Source organism: Mesorhizobium sp. BE184 (genome assembly GCF_031457045.1).
Taxonomy (GTDB): Bacteria; Pseudomonadota; Alphaproteobacteria; order Rhizobiales; family Rhizobiaceae; genus Mesorhizobium.
The window spans coordinates 70,418-95,980 of the sequence record NZ_JAVDVU010000004.1 but is presented as its reverse complement, the minus strand read 5'-3'; the positions used below and the strand labels follow the sequence as shown (position 1 = coordinate 95,980).

The 25,563-nt window shown below is 64.5% G+C and carries 16 protein-coding genes; 12 read left to right on the top strand and 4 right to left on the bottom strand.

Annotated elements, in window-relative coordinates; translation table 11 throughout:
* Positions 1-33: 33 nt before the first annotated feature.
* Positions 34-4,203 (bottom strand): translocation/assembly module TamB domain-containing protein, encoded by a 4,170-nt coding sequence (locus J2X35_RS18455; protein WP_310188905.1) that lies wholly within the window; start codon positions 4,201-4,203, stop codon positions 34-36.
* Positions 4,204-4,210: 7 nt separating this feature from the next.
* Positions 4,211-6,139, bottom strand: coding sequence for an autotransporter assembly complex family protein (locus tag J2X35_RS18450; protein ID WP_056110638.1), 1,929 nt, complete (start codon positions 6,137-6,139; stop codon positions 4,211-4,213).
* Positions 6,140-6,404: 265 nt separating this feature from the next.
* Here J2X35_RS18450 and J2X35_RS18445 point away from each other — a divergent pair, with 265 nt between their 5' ends.
* From J2X35_RS18445 to J2X35_RS18410, 8 genes are all read left to right on the top strand, one after another.
* On the top strand, positions 6,405-11,876 hold the full coding sequence (locus J2X35_RS18445; protein WP_310188903.1) for an alpha-2-macroglobulin family protein: 5,472 nt from the start codon (positions 6,405-6,407) through the stop codon (positions 11,874-11,876).
* Positions 11,877-12,123: 247 nt separating this feature from the next.
* The gene (gene pbpC, locus J2X35_RS18440) at positions 12,124-14,208 is read left to right on the top strand and encodes a penicillin-binding protein 1C (RefSeq protein WP_310188901.1); all 2,085 of its coding nucleotides are present in this window, start codon (positions 12,124-12,126) and stop codon (positions 14,206-14,208) included.
* Between the two features lie 197 nt (positions 14,209-14,405).
* Positions 14,406-15,434, top strand: coding sequence for a sulfate ABC transporter substrate-binding protein (locus J2X35_RS18435; protein ID WP_310188899.1), 1,029 nt, complete (start codon positions 14,406-14,408; stop codon positions 15,432-15,434).
* Between the two features lie 102 nt (positions 15,435-15,536).
* Positions 15,537-16,388, top strand: coding sequence for a sulfate ABC transporter permease subunit CysT (gene cysT, locus J2X35_RS18430; RefSeq protein ID WP_056110646.1), 852 nt, complete (start codon positions 15,537-15,539; stop codon positions 16,386-16,388).
* Positions 16,381-17,265: a sulfate ABC transporter permease subunit CysW gene (gene cysW, locus J2X35_RS18425; protein WP_056110648.1), complete on the top strand. Its 885-nt coding sequence runs from the start codon at positions 16,381-16,383 to the stop codon at positions 17,263-17,265. The genes cysT and cysW overlap by 8 nt, the downstream gene beginning before the upstream one ends.
* 14 nt (positions 17,266-17,279) lie before the next feature.
* Positions 17,280-18,329, top strand: a complete 1,050-nt coding sequence (locus J2X35_RS18420; RefSeq protein ID WP_310188896.1) for a sulfate/molybdate ABC transporter ATP-binding protein — start codon at positions 17,280-17,282, stop codon at positions 18,327-18,329.
* Positions 18,330-18,499: 170 nt separating this feature from the next.
* Entirely contained in the window at positions 18,500-19,486 is a 987-nt protein-coding gene (locus J2X35_RS18415) for a sulfate ABC transporter substrate-binding protein (protein WP_310188893.1), read from the top strand.
* A 238-nt stretch (positions 19,487-19,724) separates the two neighbouring features.
* Positions 19,725-20,174 (top strand): Rrf2 family transcriptional regulator, encoded by a 450-nt coding sequence (locus tag J2X35_RS18410; protein ID WP_310188891.1) that lies wholly within the window; start codon positions 19,725-19,727, stop codon positions 20,172-20,174.
* Between the two features lie 33 nt (positions 20,175-20,207).
* Here the strand turns inward: J2X35_RS18410 and J2X35_RS18405 are convergent, their stop codons facing one another.
* Positions 20,208-21,566, bottom strand: a complete 1,359-nt coding sequence (locus J2X35_RS18405; RefSeq protein WP_310188888.1) for an SLC13 family permease — start codon at positions 21,564-21,566, stop codon at positions 20,208-20,210.
* Positions 21,567-21,832: 266 nt separating this feature from the next.
* Between J2X35_RS18405 and J2X35_RS18400 the strand changes: the two genes are divergently transcribed.
* Both J2X35_RS18400 and J2X35_RS18395 read left to right on the top strand, forming a co-directional pair.
* Positions 21,833-22,495, top strand: coding sequence for a GntR family transcriptional regulator (locus tag J2X35_RS18400; protein WP_310188885.1), 663 nt, complete (start codon positions 21,833-21,835; stop codon positions 22,493-22,495).
* Positions 22,492-22,617, top strand: coding sequence for a hypothetical protein (locus J2X35_RS18395; protein WP_310188883.1), 126 nt, complete (start codon positions 22,492-22,494; stop codon positions 22,615-22,617). The genes J2X35_RS18400 and J2X35_RS18395 overlap by 4 nt, the downstream gene beginning before the upstream one ends.
* 49 nt (positions 22,618-22,666) lie before the next feature.
* Here the strand turns inward: J2X35_RS18395 and J2X35_RS18390 are convergent, their stop codons facing one another.
* The gene (locus J2X35_RS18390; RefSeq protein WP_310189368.1) at positions 22,667-23,359 is read right to left on the bottom strand and encodes a FadR/GntR family transcriptional regulator; all 693 of its coding nucleotides are present in this window, start codon (positions 23,357-23,359) and stop codon (positions 22,667-22,669) included.
* Between the two features lie 256 nt (positions 23,360-23,615).
* On the opposite strand from J2X35_RS18390, the gene J2X35_RS18385 reads away from it, so the two are divergent.
* Complete coding sequence (locus tag J2X35_RS18385) at positions 23,616-24,653, top strand: YeiH family protein (protein WP_156459814.1); 1,038 nt, start codon at positions 23,616-23,618, stop codon at positions 24,651-24,653.
* 13 nt (positions 24,654-24,666) lie between these two features.
* A complete protein-coding gene (locus J2X35_RS18380; protein WP_310188880.1) occupies positions 24,667-25,560 on the top strand; it encodes a LysR family transcriptional regulator in 894 nt (297 codons plus the stop codon).
* Positions 25,561-25,563: the final 3 nt, after the last annotated feature.

Genomic DNA, 25,563 nt, shown 5'->3' with positions numbered 1-25,563 from the left:
AGGAGCATACGCCCCGCGAAAGCAAGCGCAGCCTCAATATTCCTTCTCGTAAAATATCCCGCCCTTGGCCTCGCCGGCATCCGAGGCCTCGCCGCGCAGCTTGACGCCCTTGCCGACATTGAGGTCGATGCGGGCCTTGCCTGAACCTGGCTTCTCGCCCTTCTGGATCGTCACATAGGTGCGGTCGTTGAGGTACTTGCCGGCTGAGACGGCGGTGCCGCCCTGTTCGTCCGTGGTCACGTCGAGATCGTCGACGCCGAGGCCGTTGCGCAGTTTTTCGAGCAGCGAGGTCGAGCCGCCGACACCGGCAAGCTGGGCGGCCGCTTCGGCCAGCTGGGCGATCTGCAACGGCGACAGGTTCGACATCGACCGCCCGAAGATGAGCCGCGCCAGCACCTCGTCCTCCGGCAGGGATGGGATCGAGCCGAAGGCAAACTTGGGATTGTTCGCTTCGCCGGTCACCTTGATGGTGACGGTGGTGTCGGTGGCCGAGGACGTGGCTGTCAGGTTCAGATATGGGACCAGCGAGCCGGAAAAAGTCAGCGTGCCTTCCGTGAAGGTCAGCCGCTTGCCGAGGATGGACAGCCGCCCCCGCACCAGTTCGAACTGGCCGACCGCCTCGGGCGCCGATGCCTGTCCCCGCAGCCGCAGCGACCCGCCAAGTTCGGCATCGATGCCGCGGCCCTGGATGAATATCTGGTTGGGCGCATTCACCGTCACGTCGAGCGCAAGTCCGCCGCCGCTGCTTTTCGAGGCGCCGCCCGGGTTGAGCGCCCTGTCCTGCGCACGCACATCCGCCGGCGCGTTCTTGTGCTTTACATCAAGCGCCGACAGCGAGGCCGGCAGCTTTTCCGGCACGGTGATCACCGTGCGGCCGAGATTGACTGTGCCCGAAATCACCGGCGCCGAGACCAGCGGGCCTTTGACCGTCAGATCGCCGGACAGGTTCGCCGTCACCACGCGGCCGTCCGTATAGCGGCCATCAACCAGCTTGATGCTTAGGTCGGCCGGGAAACCGGCTGCCGGGTCGATGCCCACCGTGCCGCTGGCCGACAGGCTGCCGCGCGTCGACAGCGTGCCGGTCAGGCTGTTGATCCGGGCGACGCTGTTGCCCAGCGCGACATCGGCGCTGATGTTGTTGACCGCCAATCCCGATTTCGCATCGACGAATCGTGCGCCGGAGGTTCGCACCGAACCGCCAATGACCGGCTTGCTCGCCGGGCCAGTCACCTGAACCGACACGTCGGCGGTGCCGGTCAGCGAAAGCCCCTGCGCGGCCAGCCGGCTGGCCAGGAAGCCAAACGGCACCTTGCCGGAGAAATCGAGCGAAAGGTTCGGCGTGCCGCCGGTCGTCACCGTTCCTCCGCCCCGCAGGCCAAGGCCCGAAGCGCCGCCGATGTCGGCGTCGAAATTCAGCCGTTTGCCGCTGAAGGTGCCCGACGAGGTGACATTCAGCGCGCCAATCCCCGCGCCGCGCGTCTGCGAGGTCTGCACGCCGCTGGTCTTGACGGTGTAGTTGATTGAAGGGCTGGAGGGCGCGCCTGTCACCTTCACCCTACCCGAGGCAGTGCCCGCCGCATCCAGGCCGGGCGCGAAATTGTTGGCGACCGACAGCGGCACGCCGGCAAGCGCCACGTCGAGATCGAGCGCCTGCCCAGCGGTGCCCGTCACGGTGGCCGTCCCGCCACCGAGGCCGAGGGTCAGTTGTTGCAGCCGGGTGACGCCGTCCGCGATCGCGATGGTCGAGGGGCGCGCAATCGTCGCCTTGAGTCCCTTGAAAGTGGCCTCGCCCGTCGCCAGCTCCACCGTGGTGGCGCCATCGGCGACCTTGACCCTGCCTGTGGCCCTGGCAGGAATATCCTTCACCGTGGCGCCGCCGGAAAAGCCGGTCCACTCGCCGTCGCGCTTGAGATCGACATCGATGCCGCGGATGACGGTCGTGCCCGAGGTGACGCTGTCGGCCCTGATTTTCCCGGATACCACTGGCTTCGCCATATAGTCCGCGACCAGCGCATCGACCGTCGCCTTGCTGACGGAGAGATCGCCACGCATGATGCGGTTCGCATTGGCCTTCACCGCCACCTGCGGCGCCGCGCCCTGCTTCGAGAACACGATGGTTCCCTTTGCATCGCCTTCCGCCTTTTCCAGCGCCAGCGCCGCCAGCGGGCCGATGTCCGGCAGTTCGAACGTGACGGTCCCCTCCGGCACGAAGGCGTCGTCGAGCAGAAGGTCCCCGGAAATGCGGTTGTTGCCGAGCGACAGCGAAAGACCGTTGATCTCGCGCCGGCCCTGCGAGGTTTTCAGCACCGCCTTGCCGTCGAGCTTCTCGCCGGCGACCATGCCCGCAAGCGTCACGTCTGCGGCGGGATTGGCCATGTCGGCCTTGCCGGTCGCCGTCAGCCGCAGCCCGGTGATGTCGCGGTCGGCGACGGTCAGTTGCGAGCTTCGCACGGTCACCAGCACGTCCGGCGATTTTGGCGCGCCCTTGGCGCTCACTGCCAATTCGACTGCCCCTTTCGCCTGAGGTGAAAGTCGCGAAATGTCGCTCAGCGCGCCCTTGAGGTCGGCCTCTATTTGCCCGTCGACAAAGCTGGCGCTGCCGCTGGCGGTCACCGGACCGGACAAAAGCTCGATCGCGTTCGCCGAGACATTGCCGTTGGTGTCGCGGTTGAGGCGGGTCGAAAGGGTTGTGCGTTCGCCGAGAATCGGCCGCGCCGCCGCCGGCAGCGCGGCAGACGCGGCGTCGGCCTTCACATTGAGTTCTATGGAACCGTCGGCAAGCGAGACCTGACCATCGAAAGCACCCTTCAGCGCGTCGCTGAGGATCGATCCGCTGTCGACGACGATCGTGTCGGCATCGATCCGTCCGGCCACTTCCGCCCTGATCTTGCCGGCGATCAACGGCGCGATGGTCGGATTGTCGAGGCCAAGCTTGTCGGCGGTGACGGTGCCGGAGATCGGACCGGTGCGGGTCGTCACGTCGAACGCATCCGAATGCAGGGCAAGCGCGATGTTATCGACCTTGGTGGTGTTGGTGGAAACCTTGGCCAGCGAGGCGGCAACATCGACGGCCGGCTGTTGGCCATCGCCCAGTGCGCGCAGCGACACCGATTTCAGTTCGATGTCGATCGGGCTTTCCTCGCTGCCGAGCGATAGAGGCACGGTTGGGCCGGCCGACGTGAATTCGAGGGCAAAATCGCTGGCGCCGGCCGGGCTGATCGTGCCCTTGGCGACACCGTGGATAGCGGCGCTGTCGACATTGGCGCGTTCGATCTCGATGCCGCCCGTTTCAGTCTTCGTTCCGGCGAGGTCGAAATTCACGGCGCCGGACAGCAGCGGCTTCAGCCTGTCCGGCACGAAGCGGGCGAAATCGCCGTCGCCCTTGGCCTCGACGCGGCTGCCCTTGTCGGTCAGTTGGTGGCGGCCTGAAAGTCGTGTGACCACCTGCCCGTCGACGCTGAAGGTTCCTGTGCCGTTCCAGTCCGCCAGCGGGCCGTTGCCGGAAATGGCGAGATCGACGGGCGGTGCGCCGGGCAGCTTGAGCAGGTTGGCGATGATGCCGCCGGCCGGCTCCGCCGCCTTGACGTCGAGGTCGAGCTTGTTGTCGGCGGGCGCGAAATTGATCGCCGCGTCGATGCTGCCCTGCTTGCCGTCGCTGCGCGCCACATTCAGAACCGTCTCGACGGCGAGCGGCGAGGCATCGGCCTTGAGCGAACCCCTGGCGGCCAGCTCGGCGATGCCTGCGCCGGCCAGGTCCTGGCCGAGCGCGATTTCGGGCAGGTCGATCTGCTTGATGTCGACCGATACGGGCAGCGTCGTCTCGCCGCTGTTCTTCTTTTCCGTCCCGGCAACAGGAAGCCGCGCCACCTCGATGCGGCCCGCGGCGACGCGCTCGGCGCTGAAGGTCCTGGACAGCAGCGCCAGCGGCGACCAGTCAACGGCCACGTCGCGCAGCACCAGCCACGGCCCCTTGCCGTCCTCCAGCACGACGTGGTCGAGCCTGAGCGCGCCCGACCATATGCCTTCGAGGCCGCTGACCTGAACCTTGCTGTCGGCCGACGACGCCATGGTCGAAATCATGCCGGCAAGGTTTTCCTTGCCGCGTTCCGTCGTCGTCAGAACGACGAGCGCGCCGAGTCCGGCGGCCACGACGATGACCACCAGATAAAACAGCACCCGCATTACGCGTTTGATGATTTTCATCATGCCGTCAGAACGCCTGGCCAATGCCTGCATAGATGCCGAAACTTGGATCGCCCTTGTCCCCGTTGAGCGGAACCGCGGCGTCGATCCGGAGCGGCCCGAATGGCGTCAGATAGCGCAGGCCGATACCTGCGCCCACCTTCACGTCGGAGAAATCCGGAAACTGCTTGGTTGAAACCGTGCCGGCATCGATGAAGGGCACGATGCCGATCGTGTCGGTGACGGCGACGCGCAGTTCGGCCGATGTCTCGAAGAAGGACAGGCCGCCGATCGGCTGGTCGTTGATGTCCTTGGGGCCGATGCCCTGGTAGGCATAGCCGCGCACCGAGCCGCCGCCGCCGGCGTAGAAGCGGCGGTCCGCCGGCACCTCCTGCAGCGAAGCCCCGAAGATCGAACCCATGTTGATGCGGCCGGCGACAATGTATTTGCCGGCCGAATCGATCGCCTGATAGGCCGAGCCCTCGCCCCTGAGCTTGACGAAGGCGGCGCCGTTCAGGATGTCGTAGCTCGGTTCGGCGTATGCCAGGAAACGGACGCCCGTCGTCGGATTGAGGCGGTTGTCGCGGTTGTCATAGACATATTGCAGCGGAATGCTGGCGATCAGGTACTTATGATGCCCGAAACTGTCCTCGATTTTCGAATAATCGAGGGAAAATTCGGCCGAAACCGTCTGGTTCTTGCTCAATTCATAGGAAATTCCGACCTCGCCCTTGACCGAGAAATGGTCGAAGGCGTCCGGATGCTCGTAGACGGTCTTGAGATTGGTGAAGAATTTCGATGCCGGTCCGAGCACGCCCGGTTTCTCGAACATGATGCCGGCATTGTAGTTCAGCTTCGAGATGTCGTTGCTGCCGATGCCGCTGATTTTCCCGTCGATACGCAGCTTCTCCGCCCGGCCGAACAAATTGCGGTGGCCCCAGTAGCCCTCGATGCCGAGGCCTTCCGTGTTGGAAACCGTTCCGCCCAGCCCGAAATAACGCGGCTTACGCTCGCTGACCTCGACATCGATGGGAATATTGCCATCGGCGTCGAGCGCCTCGCCTTCCTTCAGCGTGACGGAATTGAAGACTTCCAGCCCCAGCAGCCGCTCGCGCGCGTCGTCGATCTCCTCGGGCGAATATTGCCGGCCGCGTTTCAGGCCGGTCATGTATTCGGTGAAATCGCGGTCCACCGCCTCGGTGCCCTCGACAGTCGTGTCGCCGTAGCCTGCCACCGGACCGGCAGCCACAGTCAGCGTCACGTCGAGCGTCGAGGTGCTGTGGTCGGCGACGATTTCGCGCCCGGTGACCGCCGCCAGCGGCCTGCCTTCTTCCTTCAGCGCCCGCACGATGGCTGCCTCGCCCTTGAGCACGGCCCCGGACCCGGCATCGCCGCCGGCGATCAGGCCGAAATCGGCGCTGGCCAGACCGGCCGCGTCGCCCTTGAGGACGATGTCACCCAGCGTGAATTTCGGCCCCGGTTCGATGGTGATCGTCACCGGAACGGGTTGCGGCCCGGTGAATTCGGCATCCGGCGGCAGGTCGTCTACGGACTGGCCGGCGATGGCGATCGTCACCACGCCTTCGTAATGCGCATTCTTGTAGAGCGCCGCCACGAGCTGTTCGCGGTCGCCGCGCGCCTTGGTCAGCAGGCCGAGCGAGCCGGAAACCGGCCGTTCCTCGTCGCCTTTCAACACCGAGGCGTTTTCAAGCTGCTCCTTGAGATCGTCGTCGGCGCCCGGCGCCTCGATGGTGACCGCATAGCGAAGCGGATCGATGATGTCCTGATCCTGATCGTCGTCCGAACCCCACAGCTTGAGGCCGAATATCTCGAAAGCGGCCGCCGGACGGTTGTCGGCCAGCAGCACGGTCGAGCAGAGAAGCGCGGAAATCAGGGCACGCGAAAGCTTGCGCCCCGGCGCACCGCTCCCGAAAAACCTGTTCTTCTGCGCCGGCATCACTCTAGAACCTAGTCCGCAATCCTAAAATTGGAATGAACTTCTGAAGCGCTCGTAAAGGAGCCACAATCCAATTGTCTGAATTGCGGCGGGCTTGGAATTCACACCTTCTGCACTTTGGCAAGAAAGCGTGATTGTCCTCCGGCGACTTCGTGGCGCCACCGGCCGCGGCTCGTACCTTGGGGCAGTACCTGCCTGATCCTGGATTGACAAGCGCAAGCTGAGCTTGAACATGCTGGGAGCACGGCAACATCAGGAGGGTGTGATGTTTTTGCGCGCGGTCCGTTTTCTTTCCGTTTTCCTGTTTGTCCTTTCCGGCCTTGCCGGCGCGGCATTGGCCGCCGATGGCAAGAGGATCGTCACGAGCGAGAATTCGGATTACTTCGGCTTCGACCTGCGGTCTTCGCAGAACGTCACGCTGGATCAGTGCAAGACCACTTGCCTGGGCGACTCCGCCTGCCGCGCTTTCACCTACAACGTCAAAGCGAAGTGGTGCTTCCTGAAATCGGACTTCAACAGGCTGAACCCGTTCAATGGCGCGGTCGTCGGCAAGGTCGTGCCCATTGACGGCGATCCCGACATCGGCGCGCCGCCCGAACTCGCCTTCTTTCCGGCCTGGATGGCCGATCAGGCGCAGCAGTACCGCAACTACCTCGCCGGCCCGACCTTCACCAAGCCGACCGAGGGCCTCTCCGCCCTGACGGAAGCCGCCGAACAGGCCGCGCTGACGGGCGACCACCGCACCGCGATGCAGAAATACGAGGCTGCGGTTTCCGCCATGCCGCAAGACGGCAACCTTTGGCTGCGGCTTACGCGCGAAACGTTGGCGGTACAGCCGACAGACAGTCAGGATACCTCGCGCCTGCAGTCTAACGCCACCTCCGCCGGCATCAGCGCCTACAATCTCCTGCGCACCACCAGAACCCGCGCCGAGGCGCTGTCGGTGATCGCCGCCGGCCTCGACAAGCGCGACCTCTACCGCCCTGCCCTGCAGGCCTATGAAGCCAGCCTGGCGCTGGTCAATTCCGCCGCCGTGCAGGCGGAGTATGACGACCTCAAGGCGCGCAAAGGCTTCCGCGTCATCGACCATACGGTCGAGGCCGACACCAGCGCGCCGCGTGTCTGCGCCCAGTTCTCCGAAGATCTGGTCAAGACCGGCATCGACTACGCCCAGTTCGTCACCGTCGACGGAGCCGCGCCCAAGGGCATCGAGGCCAAGGACAAGCAGATCTGCGTCGAAGGCCTCGAACACGGCCAGAACTACGACGTGACGTTCCGTTCCGGCCTGCCCGCCGCCATCGGCGAGGTCATCACCGCGCCCGTCGTGCTGTCGGTCTATGTCCAGGACCGTGCGCCGTCGGCGCGCTTCACCGGCGATGCCTTCGTGCTGCCGGCCGGCGCGCGGCGCGGCATTCCTGTCGTCACCGTCAACATGAACGCCGCCGACATGAAGCTCTACCGCATCGGCGACCGCTCGCTGGCCCAGCTCCTGTCGGGCTACCAGTTCCTGCGCCAGCTCGACGGCTACGACATCGATAGCATATCCGACCAGATGGGCGCGCCGGTCTGGGAAGGCCGCATGGACATCACCGGCGATTTGAACAAGGAGGTCACCACCTCCTTCCCGGTGGACGAGGCTCTGCCGCGGCGCAAGCCCGGCGTCTATGTCCTGACGGCGCAGGCGGTCGACGACACCGGCGACACCTATGACTCGCGCGCAACGCAATGGTTCGTCGTCTCCGACATCGGCCTGTCGACCTATACCGGGCAGGACGGCCTGAGCGTCTTTGCCCGTTCGCTCGGCACCGCCAAGCCGATTGCAGGCGTCGAACTGACCCTGCTTGCCCGCAACAACGAGATCCTCGGCACCGCCACCACGGATGCCGAAGGCCGCGCCGTCTTCAACCCCGGCCTGAGCCGCGGCGAAGGCGGCATGGTGCCCGCCGTCCTGACGGCGAAACAGGGCGAAGAGGATTTCGTCTTCCTCGACATGACCAAGGCCGGCTTCGATCTGTCCGACCGTGGCGTCGAGGGCCGGCCCGCGCCCGGCGCGCTCGACGTCTATGCCTGGACCGAGCGCGGCATCTACCGCGCCGGCGAGGACGTCCATGTGACGGCGCTTGCCCGCGACGGCGCCGCCAAGGCGGTCGAGAACCTGCCGCTCACCTTCATCTTCACCCGCCCCGACGGTGTCGAGGCGCGCCGCGTCATCAGCGACGGCGTGTCGGCCGGCGGTCACGCGGTCGATCTGCCGCTGGAGCCGAATGCCATGCGCGGCACCTGGACGGTGGCCATCCACACCGATCCGAAGCAGGCCGCCATCGCCAGCCAGATGTTCCTGGTCGAGGATTTCGTGCCCGACCGCATCGAGTTCGACCTGAGCAGCGACAAGACGGAAATCGCCCAGGGCGAAACCGCCAACGTCACAGTAGACGGCCGTTTCCTCTATGGCGCGCCGGCCGCCGGCCTGGCGCTCGAGGGCGAGACGACGCTTTCGGCAACGAGCACCTGGGACCGCTTCAAGGGCTATTCCTTCGGTCTCGCCGACGAAGAGGCCGCCCAGCCTTCGGTGACGCCGCTGGCAGGCCTGCCGCCGGTGGGTGAAGACGGCAAGGCGACCTTCCCGGTCTCCGCTGACCAGTTGCCCTCGACGACCAAGCTCGTCAACGCCAAGGTGACGGTGCGCATGCGCGAAACGGGCGGCCGCGCCGTCGAGCGCTCGCTCGACATCGGCATCCGTCCGCAAGGCAGCATGATCGGCATCCGGCCCGATTTCACCGACGAGGTGCCGCAGGGCGGCACGGCCAAGTTCTCGATCATCGCCGCCGCCTCAGACGGCAGCCGCGAGGATTTGAAGGGGGCCTTGTGGTCGCTCGTCAAGGTCGAGCGCAATTACCAATGGTACCGCAATGGCGGCTCCTGGAACTATGAGCCCGTCACCTTCACCAAATCCGTCGCCAACGGCCAGGTCGACATAGCGGCCAATGGCGAGGCGACGGTTTCAGTGCCGGTGGATTGGGGCCGCTACCGCCTGCAGGTCGAAACCGCCGATCCGGACGGCCCCGGCAGCAGCTACGAATTCGATGCCGGCTGGTACGTGGCGGCGTCCTCCACCGAAACGCCCGACGCGCTGGAAATCGCGCTGGACAAGGACGCCTATGTGCCGGGCGACGTGGCCAAGCTGCAGGTTTCGCCGCATTTCGCCGGCGAGCTTCTGGTGACGGTCGGCGCCGACAGGCTGCTCAAGACGATGTCGGCGACCATCCCGGCTGGCGGCGGCACCGTCGATATCCCCGTCGGCGAGGACTGGGGTGGCGGCGCCTATGTGACCGCGACCCTCTATCGCCCTGGCGACGCGCAGGAAACGCGTATGCCGGCCCGCGCCATCGGCGTGCACTGGCTCAAGATCGATCCAGGATCGCAGAAGCTCGCCGTTGCCCTGACGCCGCCAGAAAAAACCGAGCCGCGCCGCACCCTTTCGATTCCCGTATCCGTCGAGGGCGCGGGGAATGAACCCGCCTACGTCACGGTGGCGGCGGTCGATGTCGGCATTCTCAACCTGACCAACTACAAGGTTCCCGACCCCGAGGACTGGTATTTCGGCCAGCGCATGATGGGGCTGGAACTGCGTGACATCTATGGGCGGCTGATCGACGGTTCGCTGGGCGCGGCCGGGCGGCTGCGCACCGGCGGCGACGGCGCGAACATGCAGTCGCAGGGCAGCGCGCCGAAGGAAAAGCTGGTCGCGTTCTTCTCCGGCCCGGTGCAGCTCGATGCCGACGGCAAGACGACGGTCGATTTCGACATACCGCAGTTCAACGGCACGGTGCGGGTCATGGCGGTCGCCTGGACGAAGAAGGCCGTGGGCCATGCCGCCACCGACGTCATCGTCCGCGACCCGGTGGTGATCACCGCCGGCCTGCCGCGTTTCCTTGCGCCGGGCGACGCCGCCACCATGCGGCTCGATGTCGCCAACACGGACGGGCCGGAAGGCGACTATGCCGTGTCGATCGATTCGACCGGCGGGCTTTCGATCGGCGACGACGGCGTGCCGGAAAAGCTGACGCTCGCCACCGGCAAGCGCCAGACCTTCGCGGTGCCGCTGATCGGGGTCACTGCCGGTGACGCCTCGATCACCGTCAGGCTTGCCCATGAAGGCGGCCCTGACATCGAGCAGACACTCTATCTTCCGATCCGGCCTTCGCAATTGCCGGTCACCAACCGGATGGTGGTGGACCTGAAAGGCAATGGCGGGTCGCTGCGCATCGATCGCGAGCTGCTCGCCGCCAGCATCCTGGAAGGCGCGTCCGTCAGCGTCGGCGTCTCGCAGACCTCGGCCTTCGACGTGCCGTCGCTGCTGCTCTCGCTCTACAAATACCCCTATGGCTGCGCCGAGCAGACAACCAGCACGGCCATGCCGCTGCTCTACGTCAACGAGATGTCGGGGCCGTATGGCATCACCATCGATCCCGAACTGCGTGACCGCGTGCAGAAGGCGATCTACCGCGTGCTGAGCTATCAGGCTTCCGGCGGCAGCTTCGGCCTGTGGTCGCCGGGTTCCGGCGACCTGTGGCTGGACTCGTATGTCACGGATTTCCTCACCCGCGCCCGCGAACAGAAATATGAGGTGCCGGCGGCGGCGTTCACGCAGGCGCTCAACAATCTGCAGAACTCCGTTGGCTACGATCAGGACGTGCAGGACCGCGGCAGCGAGATCGCCTACGCGCTCTATGTTCTGGCCCGCAACAAGAAGGCATCCATCGGCGATCTGCGCTACTATGCCGACACCAAGCTCGAAGCCTTCACCAGCCCGATGGCGGTGGCGCAGCTTGGCGCGGCGCTCGCCCTCTACGGCGATGCGCAGCGTTCGGAGGCGACGTTCCAGTCCGCGCTGCGGCTGGCGAAATCGACCCCCGACTACAACTACTACCGCTCCGACTACGGCTCGCGGCTGCGCGACGGCGCCGCCATGCTGGCGCTGGCGGCGGAATCGAATCCGGTGCCGTCCGTCGTGCCGGAACTGGTCAGCTACACGACCAGGGCCCGCGCCGACATGCGCTGGACCAGCACGCAGGACAACGCCTGGATGCTGCTCGCCGCCCGCGCACTGAAGGAAGGCAACGACTCGATCAAGCTCACCATCAATGGCCAGGCGCACAAGGGCGCGTATTCTTCCGACATCGCCGGCAGCGACCTCGTCGACAGCCCGCTGACGGTGGCGAACACCGGCAAGGATCCGCTGCAGGCGGTGGTGACCACGGTGGCGGCGCCCACCCAGCCGCTGCCGGCCAGCGGCGACGGCTACACGATCGAGCGCACCTACTACCGGCTCGACGGTTCGGAAGCCAACGTCACCGAGGCGATGCAGAACGAGCGCTATGTCGTGGTGCTCAAGGTCTACCAGCAGAACGACTGGCCGCAGCGCATCCTCGTCACCGATCTTTTGCCGGCCGGTTTCGAGATCGACAATCCGGGCCTCGTCTCCAGCGCCAACCTGACCAGCTTCCCCTGGCTGGCGCAGACCAACGCCGCGCATCTGGAGTTCCGCAACGACCGCTTCGTCGCCGCCTTCGATCCGGAAGCCGACGACGGCGACCGCTCCAAGACATTGGCCTATGTGGTGCGGGCGGTGACGCCGGGCGTCTACGCGCATCCGGCGGCGAGCGTCGAGGACATGTACCGGCCGCAATATTCGGCCCGTACAGCCATGGGGATGATGGAAGTGAAGGCGCCGTGAGGCGCTGTCGCCGATAGCCAATGATCCAATTCTCAGTGGCAGCGCACCCCCACCCCTATCCCCTCCCCACAAGGGGGAGGGAGACGCCGACGCGACCGCTTCAGCCGAAATCTCCATGGCAGACCGATAGTGGCGCTGCCGCAGAATCCCCCTCCCCCTCGTGGGGAGGGGATAGGGGTGGGGGTGCGCTGCCCTGCGCGACAAACCTGCCGCCTGCAGAGGGAAGGTAAGGATGAGGAGCAGCGCCATGCTTTCTCAAAAAGCCCTTCGCTACGTCGCCTGGAGCAGCACCACCGGCGTCGCCGTCCTCGCCCTCGCCGCCGTCACCCTCTGGCAGCTCGACCGGGCCTTTCCGCCGCCCCTCCCCGCCAAGCCCATCGTCTCCGCCGAAGTGCTCGACCGCGACGGACAGCTCCTGCGGACCTTCGCCACGCCGGACGGTTACTGGCGGCTGGCGACAAGCCCCGATCAGGTGGACCGGCAGTTCGTCGACATGCTGGTTGCCTATGAAGACAAGCGCTTCTGGGATCATTCAGGCGTCGACCTGCTGGCGCTCGGCCGCGCCGCGCTGCAATTCGCCGGCAATGGCCGAATCGTCTCCGGCGGCTCGACGCTGTCGATGCAGCTCGCCCGGCTGATCGAGCCGCGCGAAAGCCGCAGCGTCTGGGCGAAGCTGCGCCAGATGGCCCGAGCCATCCAGATCGAACGGCGGCTGTCCAAGACCGAAATCCTCGAGCGTTACCTGACGCTCGCGCCCTATGGCGGCAATCTGGAAGGCGTGCGCGCCGCGTCGTTGGCCTATTTCGGCAAGGAGCCGAAACGGCTCACCGTCTCCGAGGCGGCCCTGCTGGTGGCGCTGCCGCAACTGCCGGAAAAGCGCCGGCCGGACCGCAATCTGCGAATCGCACAGGCCGCGCGCGACCGCGTGCTTGACCGCATGGTTTCGGCCAATCTTCTGGGCGAACGCGAAGCCCAGCGCGCCGCGCTCGAAGCGGTGCCGGAAGTCCGCCGCGCCCTGCCCGCTCTGGCGGCTCACGCGGCCAACGCCGCGGTCGCAAAAGCAGCCACCGGCGAGCCGCCCCGCCTGACGATCAGGAAGAGCGCGCAGCAAGGGCTTGAGGCCGTGGCGCGAGATGCCGCCCGCAAGCTCGGCCCGAAACTGTCGGTTGCCATGGTGCTGGCCGACGCCCGCACCGGCGAGATCCTTGGCGAAGTCGGCTCTGCCGATTTCTTCGATTCCAGCCGTTCGGGCTGGATCGACATGACGAAGGTGCTGCGCTCGCCCGGCTCGACCCTGAAGCCGTTCATCTACGGTCTCGCTTTCGAGCAAGGCATGATCGCCCAGGAAACCATGATCGAGGACCGCCCCGCCGATTTCAGCGGCTACCGGCCGAAGAACTTCGACATGGGCTATCAGGGCGACGTCACCATCCGCCAGGCGCTGCAATTGTCGCTGAACGTGCCGGCCGTCCGCGTTCTCGACGCCGTCGGGCCGGCGCGGCTGACCGCGCGGTTCCGGCAGGCCGGCATCAACCCCGCCCTGCCCCTCAACGAGCCCCCCGGTCTCGCCATCGGGCTCGGCGGCGTCGGCATTTCGCTGCGCGATCTCGTCCAGCTCTATGCCGGTCTCGCCAATGGCGGGAAGGTGCATCCGCTGCGCGACGGGGCCGAGACGACGCGGCCGGCGGACTTCACCGCCACCATCCTTGACGGGCAGGCGAACTGGCAGATCGCCGACATCCTGTCCGGCGTGAAGCCGCCGCAGGGCGCGTTGCAACGCGGCATCGCCTACAAGACCGGCACCTCCTATGGCTACCGGGACGCCTGGTCAGTCGGCTTCGACGGACGCTATGTGCTGGGCGTCTGGGTCGGCCGCGCCGACGCCAGCGCCATACCCGGCCTTTCCGGATATGTCTCGGCGGCGCCCATCCTTTTCGAGGGATTCGAGCGGTCCGGTCTGGCGTCGGTGGCGCTGCCCTCCCGGCCGCCCGGCATCTTCCTGCCGAAGCGCGACCAGTTGCCGGTCACGCTTGCCCGTTTCGGCAGCGATGCCGCGAACGCCATCGGCCCGGCCGAGCCGGCGCCAAAAATCGTCTTTCCGCCTGACGGCGCGCGCGTCGATCTGGGTGCTGCCACCGCCAGCGCCACGCCGCTGGTCCTGAAGCTTCAGGACGGGCGCGCGCCCTTCCGCTGGCTGGCCAACGGCAAGCCGCTGACCGGCCGCGACCGCACCCGCACGGCGACCTGGCTGCCGGACGGCGCCGGTTATTCCACGCTGACCGTCATCGATGCCGCCGGCCGCGCCGCCAGCGTCAAGGTCTTCGTCGAATAGGCGTCGTGCTTTCAGGTTCAGGAAGCACGAGAGACCCTGCATCCGATCACCGGCAGTCCTGCCAAATGAGTAAAATATTTTCTTATCCTGCAAAGAAGGACCGGGAATTTTCTCCCGAGCGCCAAACTTGGCAAGCTTCATTGCATCCAATTTCTACAATTTCGATAGAGTAAAAGCAGTTCCGCACGGAGGCTTTTATGACCAACCTTCCTATCAAGACGCTGCTCGCTGCGTTCGTCGCAGGTTCCGTTCAGTTCGGCGCCCTCGGTTTTGCCTTTGCAGACTCGACGCTGCTCAATGTTTCCTACGATCCGACCCGTGAGCTCTACAAGCAGTTCGACGAGGTGTTCAGCGCCCACTGGAAGGCCGAAACGGGAGAGACCGTTACCATCCAGCAATCCCATGGCGGCTCCGGCGCGCAGGCCCGTTCCGTCATCGATGGGCTGGAGGCCGACGTGGTGACGCTGGCTCTGGAGAGCGACATCAACGCCATCGCCGACAAGACCAGGAAGATAAAGCCCGACTGGCGCGGCCAGTTCGAGAACAATTCGGCGCCCTACACCTCGACCATCATCTTCCTCGTCCGCAAGGGCAATCCGAAAGCCATCAAGGACTGGGGCGATCTGGTCAAGGACGGCGTCCAGGTCATCACCCCCAATCCCAAGACCTCGGGCGGCGCCCGCTGGAACTACTTGGCGGCATGGGCCTACGCCAATGCGCAGGACGGCAACGACGAGGCCAAGACCAGGGAATTCATCGCCAGGCTTTTCTCCAACGTGCCCGTGCTCGACACCGGCGCGCGCGGCTCGACCGTGACCTTCGCCCAGAAGGGCTTGGGCGACGTGCTGCTGGCATGGGAGAACGAAGCCTTCCTGGCGCTCGACGAGTTCGGCGCCGACAATTTCGACATCGTCTATCCGTCGAGTTCCATTTTAGCCGAACCGCCTGTCGCCATCGTCGACGCCAATGTCGACGCCAAGGGCACGCGCAAGGTGGCCGAGGCCTATCTGCAGTACCTCTATTCCAAGGAAGGACAGGCGCTGATCGCCAAGAACCACTATCGTCCCGCCAAGCCCGACCTTGTTCCGGCCGAAGATCTGGCCTGGCAAAAGGACCTAAAGCTGGTGACGATCGACGACCCCCAGTTCGGCGGCTGGAAGAAGGCCCAGCCCTACCATTTTGGTGACGGCGGCATATTCGACCAGGTCTACAAGCCCGCCCAGTGACGCGCGGCGCGCGTGGTTCGACACCCGAGATCAACTTTCTGGGTTGGATTTCGAACGGAGTTGTTGCAAGCAGGCCATGAAAGAAGGGACCCTCTTTAAGCCATGACCCCAGCACCCGCCCAGGCGGGGTGGAAATTCAGGCAGCCGAGCGTCATTCCCGGTTTCGGGTTGACGCTCGGCTTCTCGCTTGTCTACCTCACGCTCATCATCCTGATCCCCTTGTCCGGTCTGGCATGGCGCTCCGCCGCGCTCGGCTGGTCTGATTTCTGGCGCATCATCACCGACGACCGTACGCTGAAGGCACTGGAGATCAGCTTCGGCACCGCGTTGATCGCGGCGGCGATCAATGTCGTCTTCGGCACCCTCGTGGCGTGGATCCTGGTGCGCTACCGCTTTCCGGGCCGCCGCATCATCGACGCGATGGTCGACCTGCCCTTCGCCCTGCCGACGGCGGTGGCGGGCATCGCGCTCACCACGCTCTACGCGCCGAACGGACTGCTGGGCAAGCCGCTGATGGCACTTGGCATCAAGGTGGCCTACACGCCGCTCGGCATCGTCATCGCGCTAGTCTTTATCGGTCTTCCCTTCGTCGTGCGCACCGTGCAGCCGATCATGGAAGAGATCGACAAGGAGGTCGAAGAGGCCGCGGCGACGCTCGGCGCCAGCCGCTTCCAGACCATAACCCGCGTCCTGTTTCCCGGGCTTGCGCCGGCCATCGTCACCGGCTTCGCTCTCGCATTCGCGCGCGGTGTCGGCGAATACGGGTCGGTCATCTTCATCGCCGGCAATTTGCCCAAGGTTTCCGAGATCGCGCCGCTGCTGATCATCATTCGCCTCGAGGAGTATAACTACGCCGCCGCGACCGCGATCGCCGCGGTGATGCTGGCCATCGCCTTCGCGATGTTGCTGGTCATCAACCTCCTGCAGTCATGGAGCCGCAAGCGTTATGGCTGATCCCTCAATCCAGACATATGCTCCGCCGTCGGAAGCTGCGACCGCCGCCGTCACGGAAAGCCCGGTCGCGCGGGCCGTCCTGATGACGGTCGCCTTCCTTTTCCTCGGCTTCTTCCTCGTCCTGCCGCTGATAATCGTGTTCCAGCAGGCTTTTGCCAAAGGCATGGGCACCTATCTGTCTTCGCTCAACGATCACGATACGCTCGCCGCCATCCGCCTCACCTTGCTGGTGGCGGCCATCGCCGTGCCGCTCAATCTGGTCTACGGCGTCGCCGCGGCCTGGGCGATTGCCAAGTTCGAGTTCAAGGGCAAGGCATTCCTGACCACGCTGATCGACCTGCCCTTTTCGGTGTCACCCGTTATTTCGGGCCTTGTCTACGTCCTTTTGTTCGGCGCCCAGAGCATGCTCGGACCATGGCTGAAGGCCAACGGCATCGAAATCCTGTTTGCCGTGCCCGGCATCGTGCTGGCGACCGTCTTCGTCACCTTCCCTTTCGTGGCGCGCGAACTGATCCCGCTGATGCAGGAGCAGGGCACCGGCGACGAGGAAGCCGCGCTTTCGCTGGGCGCCAATGGCTGGCAGACCTTCTGGTATGTCACGCTGCCCAACATCAAATGGGGGCTTCTCTACGGCGTGCTCCTTTGCAACGCCCGCGCCATGGGCGAGTTCGGCGCGGTCTCGGTGGTGTCCGGCCACATACGCGGCGTGACCAACACCATGCCGCTGCATATCGAAATTCTCTACAACGAGTACAACGCCGCCGCCGCGTTCGCCGTGGCGTCGCTGCTGGCGGGCCTCGCCCTCGTCACGCTTGTCTTGAAAACCATTCTCGAGCTGCGCTACGGCGCCGAGCTCGCCGCGACGCGCGGGCATTAAGAAGGTAGGAAGTCATGGAAGTTCGCGCTGTCAACGTGCGCAAGGAGTTCGACCGGTTCCCGGCGCTGCACGATGTTTCGCTCGACATCCGGTCGGGCGAGCTGATCGCCCTGCTCGGCCCCTCCGGTTCCGGCAAGACGACGCTGCTCCGGCTGATCGCCGGGCTGGAGCGCCCGACCCGAGGCGCGATCTTCTTCGGCGACGAGGATGCCTCGCACCGCTCCATTCAGGAGCGCAATGTCGGCTTCGTTTTCCAGCACTACGCGCTTTTCCGGCATATGACGGTGGCCGACAATATCGGCTTCGGCCTCAAGGTCCGCCACGGCGCCGACAAGCCTCCGGCCAGGGAAATCCGCCGCCGCGCTTCCGAGCTGCTCGATCTCGTCCAGCTCTCCGGCCTGGAAAACCGCTATCCGGCGCAGCTTTCCGGCGGCCAGCGCCAGCGCGTCGCACTGGCCCGCGCCATGGCGATCGAGCCGAAAGTCCTGCTGCTGGACGAACCGTTCGGCGCGCTCGACGCGCAGGTCCGCCGCGAACTGCGCCGCTGGCTGCGCGACATCCACGACGCCACCGGCCACACCACCGTTTTCGTCACCCACGATCAGGAAGAAGCGCTCGAGCTGGCCGACCGCGTCGTCGTCATGAGCCAGGGCCGCATCGAGCAGGTCGGCACCGCGGACGACGTCTACGACACACCTAACTCACCCTTCGTATACGGCTTCATCGGCGATTCCTCGACGCTTCCGGTCAAGGTCGAGGACGACCAGATCTGGCTGGCCGACCGTCCGATCGGCATCAGCGCCCAGGGTTTCGCCGCCGGTCCGGCCACCCTGTTCTTCCGCCCGCACGATATCGAACTGCTGGACGGATGCAGCGGCTGCATCGCCGGCACCGTCGTCAGCAGCCGCCGTGTCGCCGGCACGCGCCGCGTCGAACTGGAGGTCGGCGGCGAACAGCATCGCGTCGAAATCGAGCTGCCCGTCGACCATCCGGCGGCGCAGAAGAGCCGGGTGGCGTTTCGCCCGCGTAAGTGGAAACTGTTTCCTACAGAAACGGCATCCTAGTAACGAGGCACAGGGCGGATCGGGTTTTGTGGAATACAATTCCTGGAACGCCTCATTAAAAACAACGAAGTTCCACTGGCGGCGACTCTATCAGTCCGCCATTGCTCGCCTTGTCGGGGCCGGCCGCTATGGTGCTAGCCATCTCAGCACCGTTCCCTATGGAGTCCCCGATGAAACGCCTCGCCCTCGCCGGCACCATTCTTGCCGGCTTCCTGTTCGCGACCGGAGCCGCCTCGGCCGCCGACAAGCTGCTGAACGCGTCGTATGACGTCGGCCGCGAATTGTTCGTCCAGATCAACGAGGCATTCGTCGCCAAACACCCCGGCGTGACCGTCGATCAGTCGCATGCCGGCACGTCGAAGCAGGCGCGCTCCATCGTCGAAGGGCTTGGCGCCGATGTCGTCACCTTCAACCAGGTTCCGGACATCGATTTCCTCGTCAAGAACGGCTATGTCTCGGCCGATTGGCAGAAGGCCTTCCCCAGCAATGCCTCGCCCTTCTATTCGCTGCCCTCGTTCCTGGTGCGCGCCGGCAATCCGAAGAACATCAAGGATTGGGACGATCTCGCCCGCGACGACGTCCAGGTGATCTTCCCCAACCCCAAGACCTCGGGCAATGCCCGCTACACCTATCTGGCCGCCTACGCCTATGGGCTGGAGAAGTTCAACGGCGATGCCGCCAAGGTGAACGAGTTCATCGGCAAGATCTTCAGTCATGTGCCGGTGTTCGACACTGGCGGCCGCGCCTCGACCACCACCTTCGCCGAGCGCGGCATCGGCGACGTGCTCATTACCTTCGAGTGCGAGACGCAGGGCATCGCCCGCGAATATGGCACCGACAAATACCAGCAGGTCGTGCCGTCGGTCAGCCTTCTGGCTGAGTTTCCTGTGGCCGTCGTCGAAAAGGTGGTAAAGGATCACGGCACCGGCGACCTCGCCAAGAGCTATCTCGAATTCCTCTACACACCCGACGGCCAGGAGATCGAAGCCGAGAACGGCATGCGCGTTCGCGACGAAACGGTCGCCGCCAAGTTCAAGGACAAGTTCCCGAATGTCCGGCTGGTCACCGTCGAGGACGTGTTCGGTGGCTGGAAGAAGGTCCAAACCGACCACTTCGCCGAGGGCGCCCTGCTCGACCAGATTTACGGCAGCCGCTGATCCGGCTCTCGGCAGACAAAAGAGCCGGCGCAAGCCGGCTTTTTTGTCTTCGCCGAACGGGCGCGCAACTTCTGGAGCCCATGACCGACGGTCTTTGTAACGCACGAAAAATAAACGTCTTTTCTATTGTATCTGTTGCAGGTCGATTTTATTGCTGTTGGAAGCTGCGGCGTTCACGTCATCATTTGCACACAAACAAAAGCGAAACGCGGCTTTTCGGGATCGGACTGTTTCTGGAATGCTGACCAAAAAGGGTAAGTACGGGCTCAAGGCCCTGGTTCATCTGTCCAAGATGCCAGCCGGACAGCTTGCCTTCGTGGGCGACATCGCTGCCTCCAACAACATCCCGAAAAAATTTCTCGACGCCATTCTGGGCGAGTTGCGCAATGCCGGTTTCGTCCAGAGCCGCAAGGGCAAGGACGGCGGCTATCGGCTCGCCCGCCCCGCCGCCGAGATCAAGATCGGTCACGTGGTGCGCGTGCTGGACGGCCCGCTGGCGCCGCTCTCCTGCGCCAGCCGCACGCAGTATCAGCGCTGCGAGGATTGCAACGAGGCGAACTGCGAGGTCCGGCACATGATGCTGGAAGTCCGCCACGCCATCGCCGAGGTGCTCGACAACCGCAGCCTTGCGGCCATGCGCGACGCCGACAATGACGACTATCCGCCGGAAGTCATCTCGCAGATCTGACCGCCACGCCCTCGGCCCGGCCCGCTCCAGCGATCACAAGAGGCCGATCAGCCACCACCAGGCGGCGTTGATCGGCACGACGATGAGCAAACCCAGGCATCCAGTGACAAGACAATATTTGGCCACGACGGAACGACTGAGCCCTGCAAGTTCCCCGCCGAACAGGATCGGTGGCGACTGATAAGCCAGAAACGTCGTGGAATAACCCATGACCTGGCTCAGAAGACCCATCCTCAGGAAACTGCTATCGGCCAGCAAATTGGCCGCGAATGGCGTGAAAAGGGCCGGCGCGGCATTCGACGTGACGACGAAGCAGATCACGATCGAGACGGCGACCAGGACGATATACGACACCAGCGGATTCTGGGCCCATCCACCCTCACCGAGCGCCGCCAAGGGCGTCAGGTCGACATGTCGCACAAGCGCAGTCAGCCCGATGATGGCGGCAATGAACCACAGCAGGTCCATTTTCTGGCCGTTGCCGAACGCAACCATTTTGTCGGCATGGGAGGTCAGCAGGTAGGCCAGCGAAAAGCCGAGCCCTACCCAGCCCGGCGCGATGTGATGCAGGGAATCCGTGAACCAGAAACCCAAAGTCGCCAGCAGCAACACGGAAACTCTCCTCTCTTCCCGCGACAGGGATGTAGGCTTCGATTGCAGCGGCTCCGCAGAGACGGTGTCGGCGAACATCAGGAAGGATGTGCCGACGAGGACCGCGCCCCGCGCCAGCACGCCGGCCGGAAAGAAGGTGTAGAGATATTCCGAGAAGCTGAGGTGCAAGCCAAGGCTCTGTTCCAGAACACCGGCCATGATGATGTTCGGGAGATTTGCCGGCAGGACCGCGCCGGCGAGTTCGAAAGACCCGACGATGACCAGGAGCAGGATGCCGTCGCGGCCGCGCCGGGAGCCATCCAGCCCCGCCACCGAGCAGTAACCTGCCGCTATCGGCACCAGAATCGCGATCCGGCCGAAGGTCGACGGCATCACGAGCGACAAGGCGAAGCTGATGACCGCGAAGGCAAAAAGCGCGCGCAGATAGGATCGTCCTATCAAACCGGCCAAGATCGTGCCCAGCCGCCTGCTGAGGCCGCTTTCCTTCAGGGCAAAACCGATGACGCCGCCGCTGAAGACAAGCCAGAAGGCGCTGGATGCAAAGCCGGAGAAGATTTCTGCAACCGGCACCGTCGTGAGGGTAACGGCGAGAAAGAAAAACGTCAGCGATACGATATAGCCCGGAACGATCTGCGTCGCCCAAAGCATGATGCAGACATAGACGATGCCAAGAATACGCGCTTCCTGGCTGGAGATGATGCCGGAGGCCGCAAGCAGGAGTACTCCGAATACCCCCGCCAGCAGAGACACGCCGACGGCCACTTTCATATGTTTGGCCATTGGACGTCCATCCGCGAACCATCTCTAGTTCCTGCCAGGATCGGAGCTTCATGACTTACGGCTTCGCGTCGTTTCATACTCGATGCTTTCTCCCGCCCGTAAGGTTGCCCTCCGTTGCTCCATTCGCGTCGGGATGGACGCGCGTGGAGGACGAGCATCCATGCAAAATCGGCACAATTCCAAATTGATCTTGCAGCATTCTCATAATCGTATATCATATAGAAAAATTGTATATCATATATCAAGCTACTTTCCTGGAGATTGTGATGTCAGACGGAGGAAATCCGCTGCGGGGATCGTCAGTTTACGTACTGGAGCAATTGCGTGATGCCATCACCAGCGGCACTCTGCGGCCCGGGTCGCCAATCCGGCAAAGGCAGATCGCTGACCAGTTCAAACTCAGTCATATTCCGGTTCGGGAAGCACTCTGGCAGCTGGAGTCCGAAGGGCTGGTCGTCGCCAGCCACAATCGCGGCATGACCGTGGCCTCGCTGACCGAAGCGGAGGCTTTGGAACTGACTGAGTTCCGCGCCCTCCTTGAAGAATATCTGACAAGACGATGCGTTCCCCGCCTCTCCGACACGGACCTGGCACAGGCTGAGCAAGCCATCGCCGCGATCGATCGTGCCCAGAACACCACCGAAATCGTCGAGTTCAACTCGGCCTTTCACCGGATCTTGTATCAGCGGGCCGATGCTCCGCATTTCCTGCGGACCGTCGAACAGGCCCGCGTCAATCTGGGCCGCTATCTGCTGATGACCTGGAGGACAGCGGGCCAGACAGACAGGTCACAGGAAGAGCACCGTCAAATTCTGGAAGCATGCCGCCGGGGCGATGCAGAAGAGGCGGGTCGCATCATGGCCACCCACGTACGGGCTGTAGGCGAATCCGTCGTCCGGCTTATTCGGGAGCAAGCTCAGATCCTATGAGCCTGTTCCGACATCGGCGTGCGCCCGAGCACATCGCCATCTCCACCACCCCGGTCGCCAGCGCCTGGAAGGGCACGGTCGGCGTCGCCGAACATTGGCCTGGCGATGACGAGCGACCGTAACGGCGCGCTCGGCATCCATTCTTTTGAGTGACGGCATTCGCCGCCGCGATCATCGCTTGGCGCCAACGACCTTGTCCGTATTGGCCAGGAGTCTGCGCACGGCATCCCGCGCCGCGTCGGGCTGCCGCAGGCGAATATGCTTCTCGATCCGCTCATGCAATTGCTGCGCCTGCTCGATGTCGTCGCCGGCGCGCGTTGCATAGACGAAAAGATGGTTGAGCGCCGACTCGATCAGCACGCCAAGCGGCACCAGCAGATCGTTTCCGGCGGCCCGCAAGATCGCGAGATGAAAGCGCGTATCGGCATGGGTGCGCATCTCCAGCGATGCGGCCTGGCGCATGTCACGGCACGCCTGGCTGATTTCCGCCATCTGCTCGTCGCTGCGGCGCAGCGCGGCATAGGCCGTAGCCTCCGGTTCGATGATGTGGCGAAACTCCTGCACCGTGCGCAGAAACGTCTCGCTGCCGGGCGACGTCGCGTACCAGGCCAGCACATCGCGATCCAGAAGGTTCCAGCGCTCACGCGGCTCGACCCGGCTGCCGACCTTCGGCCGTGACGCCAGCAGCCCCTTGGCCATCAGCATTTTGATCGCTTCACGAACGGCCGAGCGACTGACATCGAAGATTTGCGCCCATTGCGCTTCGTTGGGAAGGACCGCGCCAGGCGCATAGTCGCCGCGCACAATCCGCGATCCGATGTCGTTGGCCACGGTCGCATGTACGCTGGTGCCCCGCTCTCCCATGGAAGCGAGCGGTTTGAGACCGCCCGTCCTGGTCGATGCCGCCGTTGGTTTTCTGCCTGCCATGCTTCCCCCATTGGCCGCGCCGGGTGGATCCATTCTAGCGGCTTGCGATGGCGGCGCTATCCCATCGCCGCTTCCTGCGAGCATCGAAGTACGTTCGTTCGATTGAAACGAACGATTCCACACATAAATTGCGTTGGAATTGGCCGGGATAGAATGTCATTCCGATATACTGAAAATCAGAGTACGTCTTTCCATGACTTCAAGCGCCGCCAGCAACACGCTCCTCCCGCAAGCGCTCATTCTGCCGGATCGGCAGTCTCCGAAGACATTGCTGTCGGGCGTCCTGCTGGCATTGATCGTCTCCGGCGCGGCCTTTACCGCCCGCAATCTGCCGGGTCTCGGCTTCCTCAGCCCGATGATCCTGGCTGTGATCATCGGAGCCTTGTTCTCCAACATCGCCGGCCTGCCGGCGCATCTCAAACCCGGTGTGGGCTTCTGCCAGCGCAGCCTGCTGCGCCTTGCCATCGTGCTTCTGGGGTTTCAGCTCACTGTCGGCCAACTCGTCTCCGTCGGTGGCAAGGGCGTCGCCATCATCGCGGCGGCGCTGGTAGGGACATTCCTGTTCACCAGAACGCTCGGCCGGCTGCTCGGCGTCGACCGCAGGCTGGCCGAACTGATCGCCGCCGGCACCTCCATCTGCGGCGCCTCAGCCATCGTCGCCACCAACACCGTCACCAGAGGCTCGGAGGACGAGGTCGCCTATGCCGTCGCAGCCATCACACTCTTCGGCACGCTGGCGATGCTTCTGTTCCCGCTGCTCGGCCCCCATCTCGGACTGGACCAGCATCGGTTCGGCCTGTGGGCCGGCGCGTCGATCCACGAGATCGCGCAGGTGATCGGCGCCAGCTTCCAGAATGGCGCGCAATCCGGCGAGATCGGCACCGTCGCCAAGCTGGCCAGGGTGGCGATGCTGGCGCCGGTGGTGATCCTGCTTGGCCTGTTTTCCCGGCGCGGCACCAAGGACGGCGTGACGGCCCGCCCGCCGGTGCCGTGGTTCATCTTCGCTTTCATCGCCGTCGTGGCCCTGAACAGCGCGGTGGAAATCCCAGCCAGCCTGACGACGGCAATCGCGCCGATAACCACCTTGATGTTGACCATGGGCCTCGCCGCCATGGGCCTGCAGACACGGTTCTCGCAGATCCGCGCCCTTGGCTTTCGTCCCTTGCTGCTTGCATTTTCCGCATCCGTCTTTATCGCAGGGTTCAGCCTCTTGCTGCTGAAGCTCGTGTGATCAAGGGAACAGGATGACGCTGGAGCAGTTGCGGATCTTCGTCGCCGTCGCCGAGCGCGAGCATGTCACCCAGGCGGCGCGCGACCTCAACCTGACGCAGTCGGCGACCAGCGCAGCCGTCGCAGCACTCGAAGCGCGCTACGCCACCAAGCTCTTCGACCGGGTCGGACGGCGCATCTCGCTGACGGATGCCGGCCGGCTCTTCCTTGTCGAGGCCAGGGCCGTGTTGGCCCGCGCCTCGGCTGCGGAACTTGTCCTTGCCGATCTGGCCGGGTTGCGGATCGGCTCGCTGGCGCTGGCCGCCAGCCAGACAGTGGGCAATTACTGGCTGCCAAAATTCATCCACCGGTTCCAGTCCGCCTATCCGGCGCTCTCGGTCACGCTCACCATGGGCAACACCGAAACCGTCGCCGAACTGGTGCGGGATGGCGCTGCGACACTCGGTTTCGTCGAAGGAAAGGTCGAGGAGCCGGCGCTGACCGCCACCTCGGTTGGCGAAGACGAGATGCTGCTGATGGTGCCGACAACCCATTCATGGGCAAAGGCGAAAGCGTCCGACATCGATTTGCGCGACGCACGCTGGGTGTTGCGCGAACACGGCTCCGGCACGCGCGCCATCCTGGAAGGCATGTTCAGGCAGGCCGGAATTGCCTTGTCCGAGATGGACGACGCGCTTGTCCTGCCGACCAACGAAGCTGTGCGAACAGCGGTTGAAGCCGGCGCCGGCGTTGCCGTTCTGTCGAAGCTGGTCGCCACCAATGCTTTGCAGGCGGGCAATCTGGTTGCCGTGGACTTTCCCGTTCCGCGCCGCGAGTTCTTCATGCTGCGCCACAAGCAGCACTACGTCACCGCCGTGGAACGCGAATTCGTCGCCATGGTCGGCCAGCAGCGCCCGGCGGGTGCGTAGCCC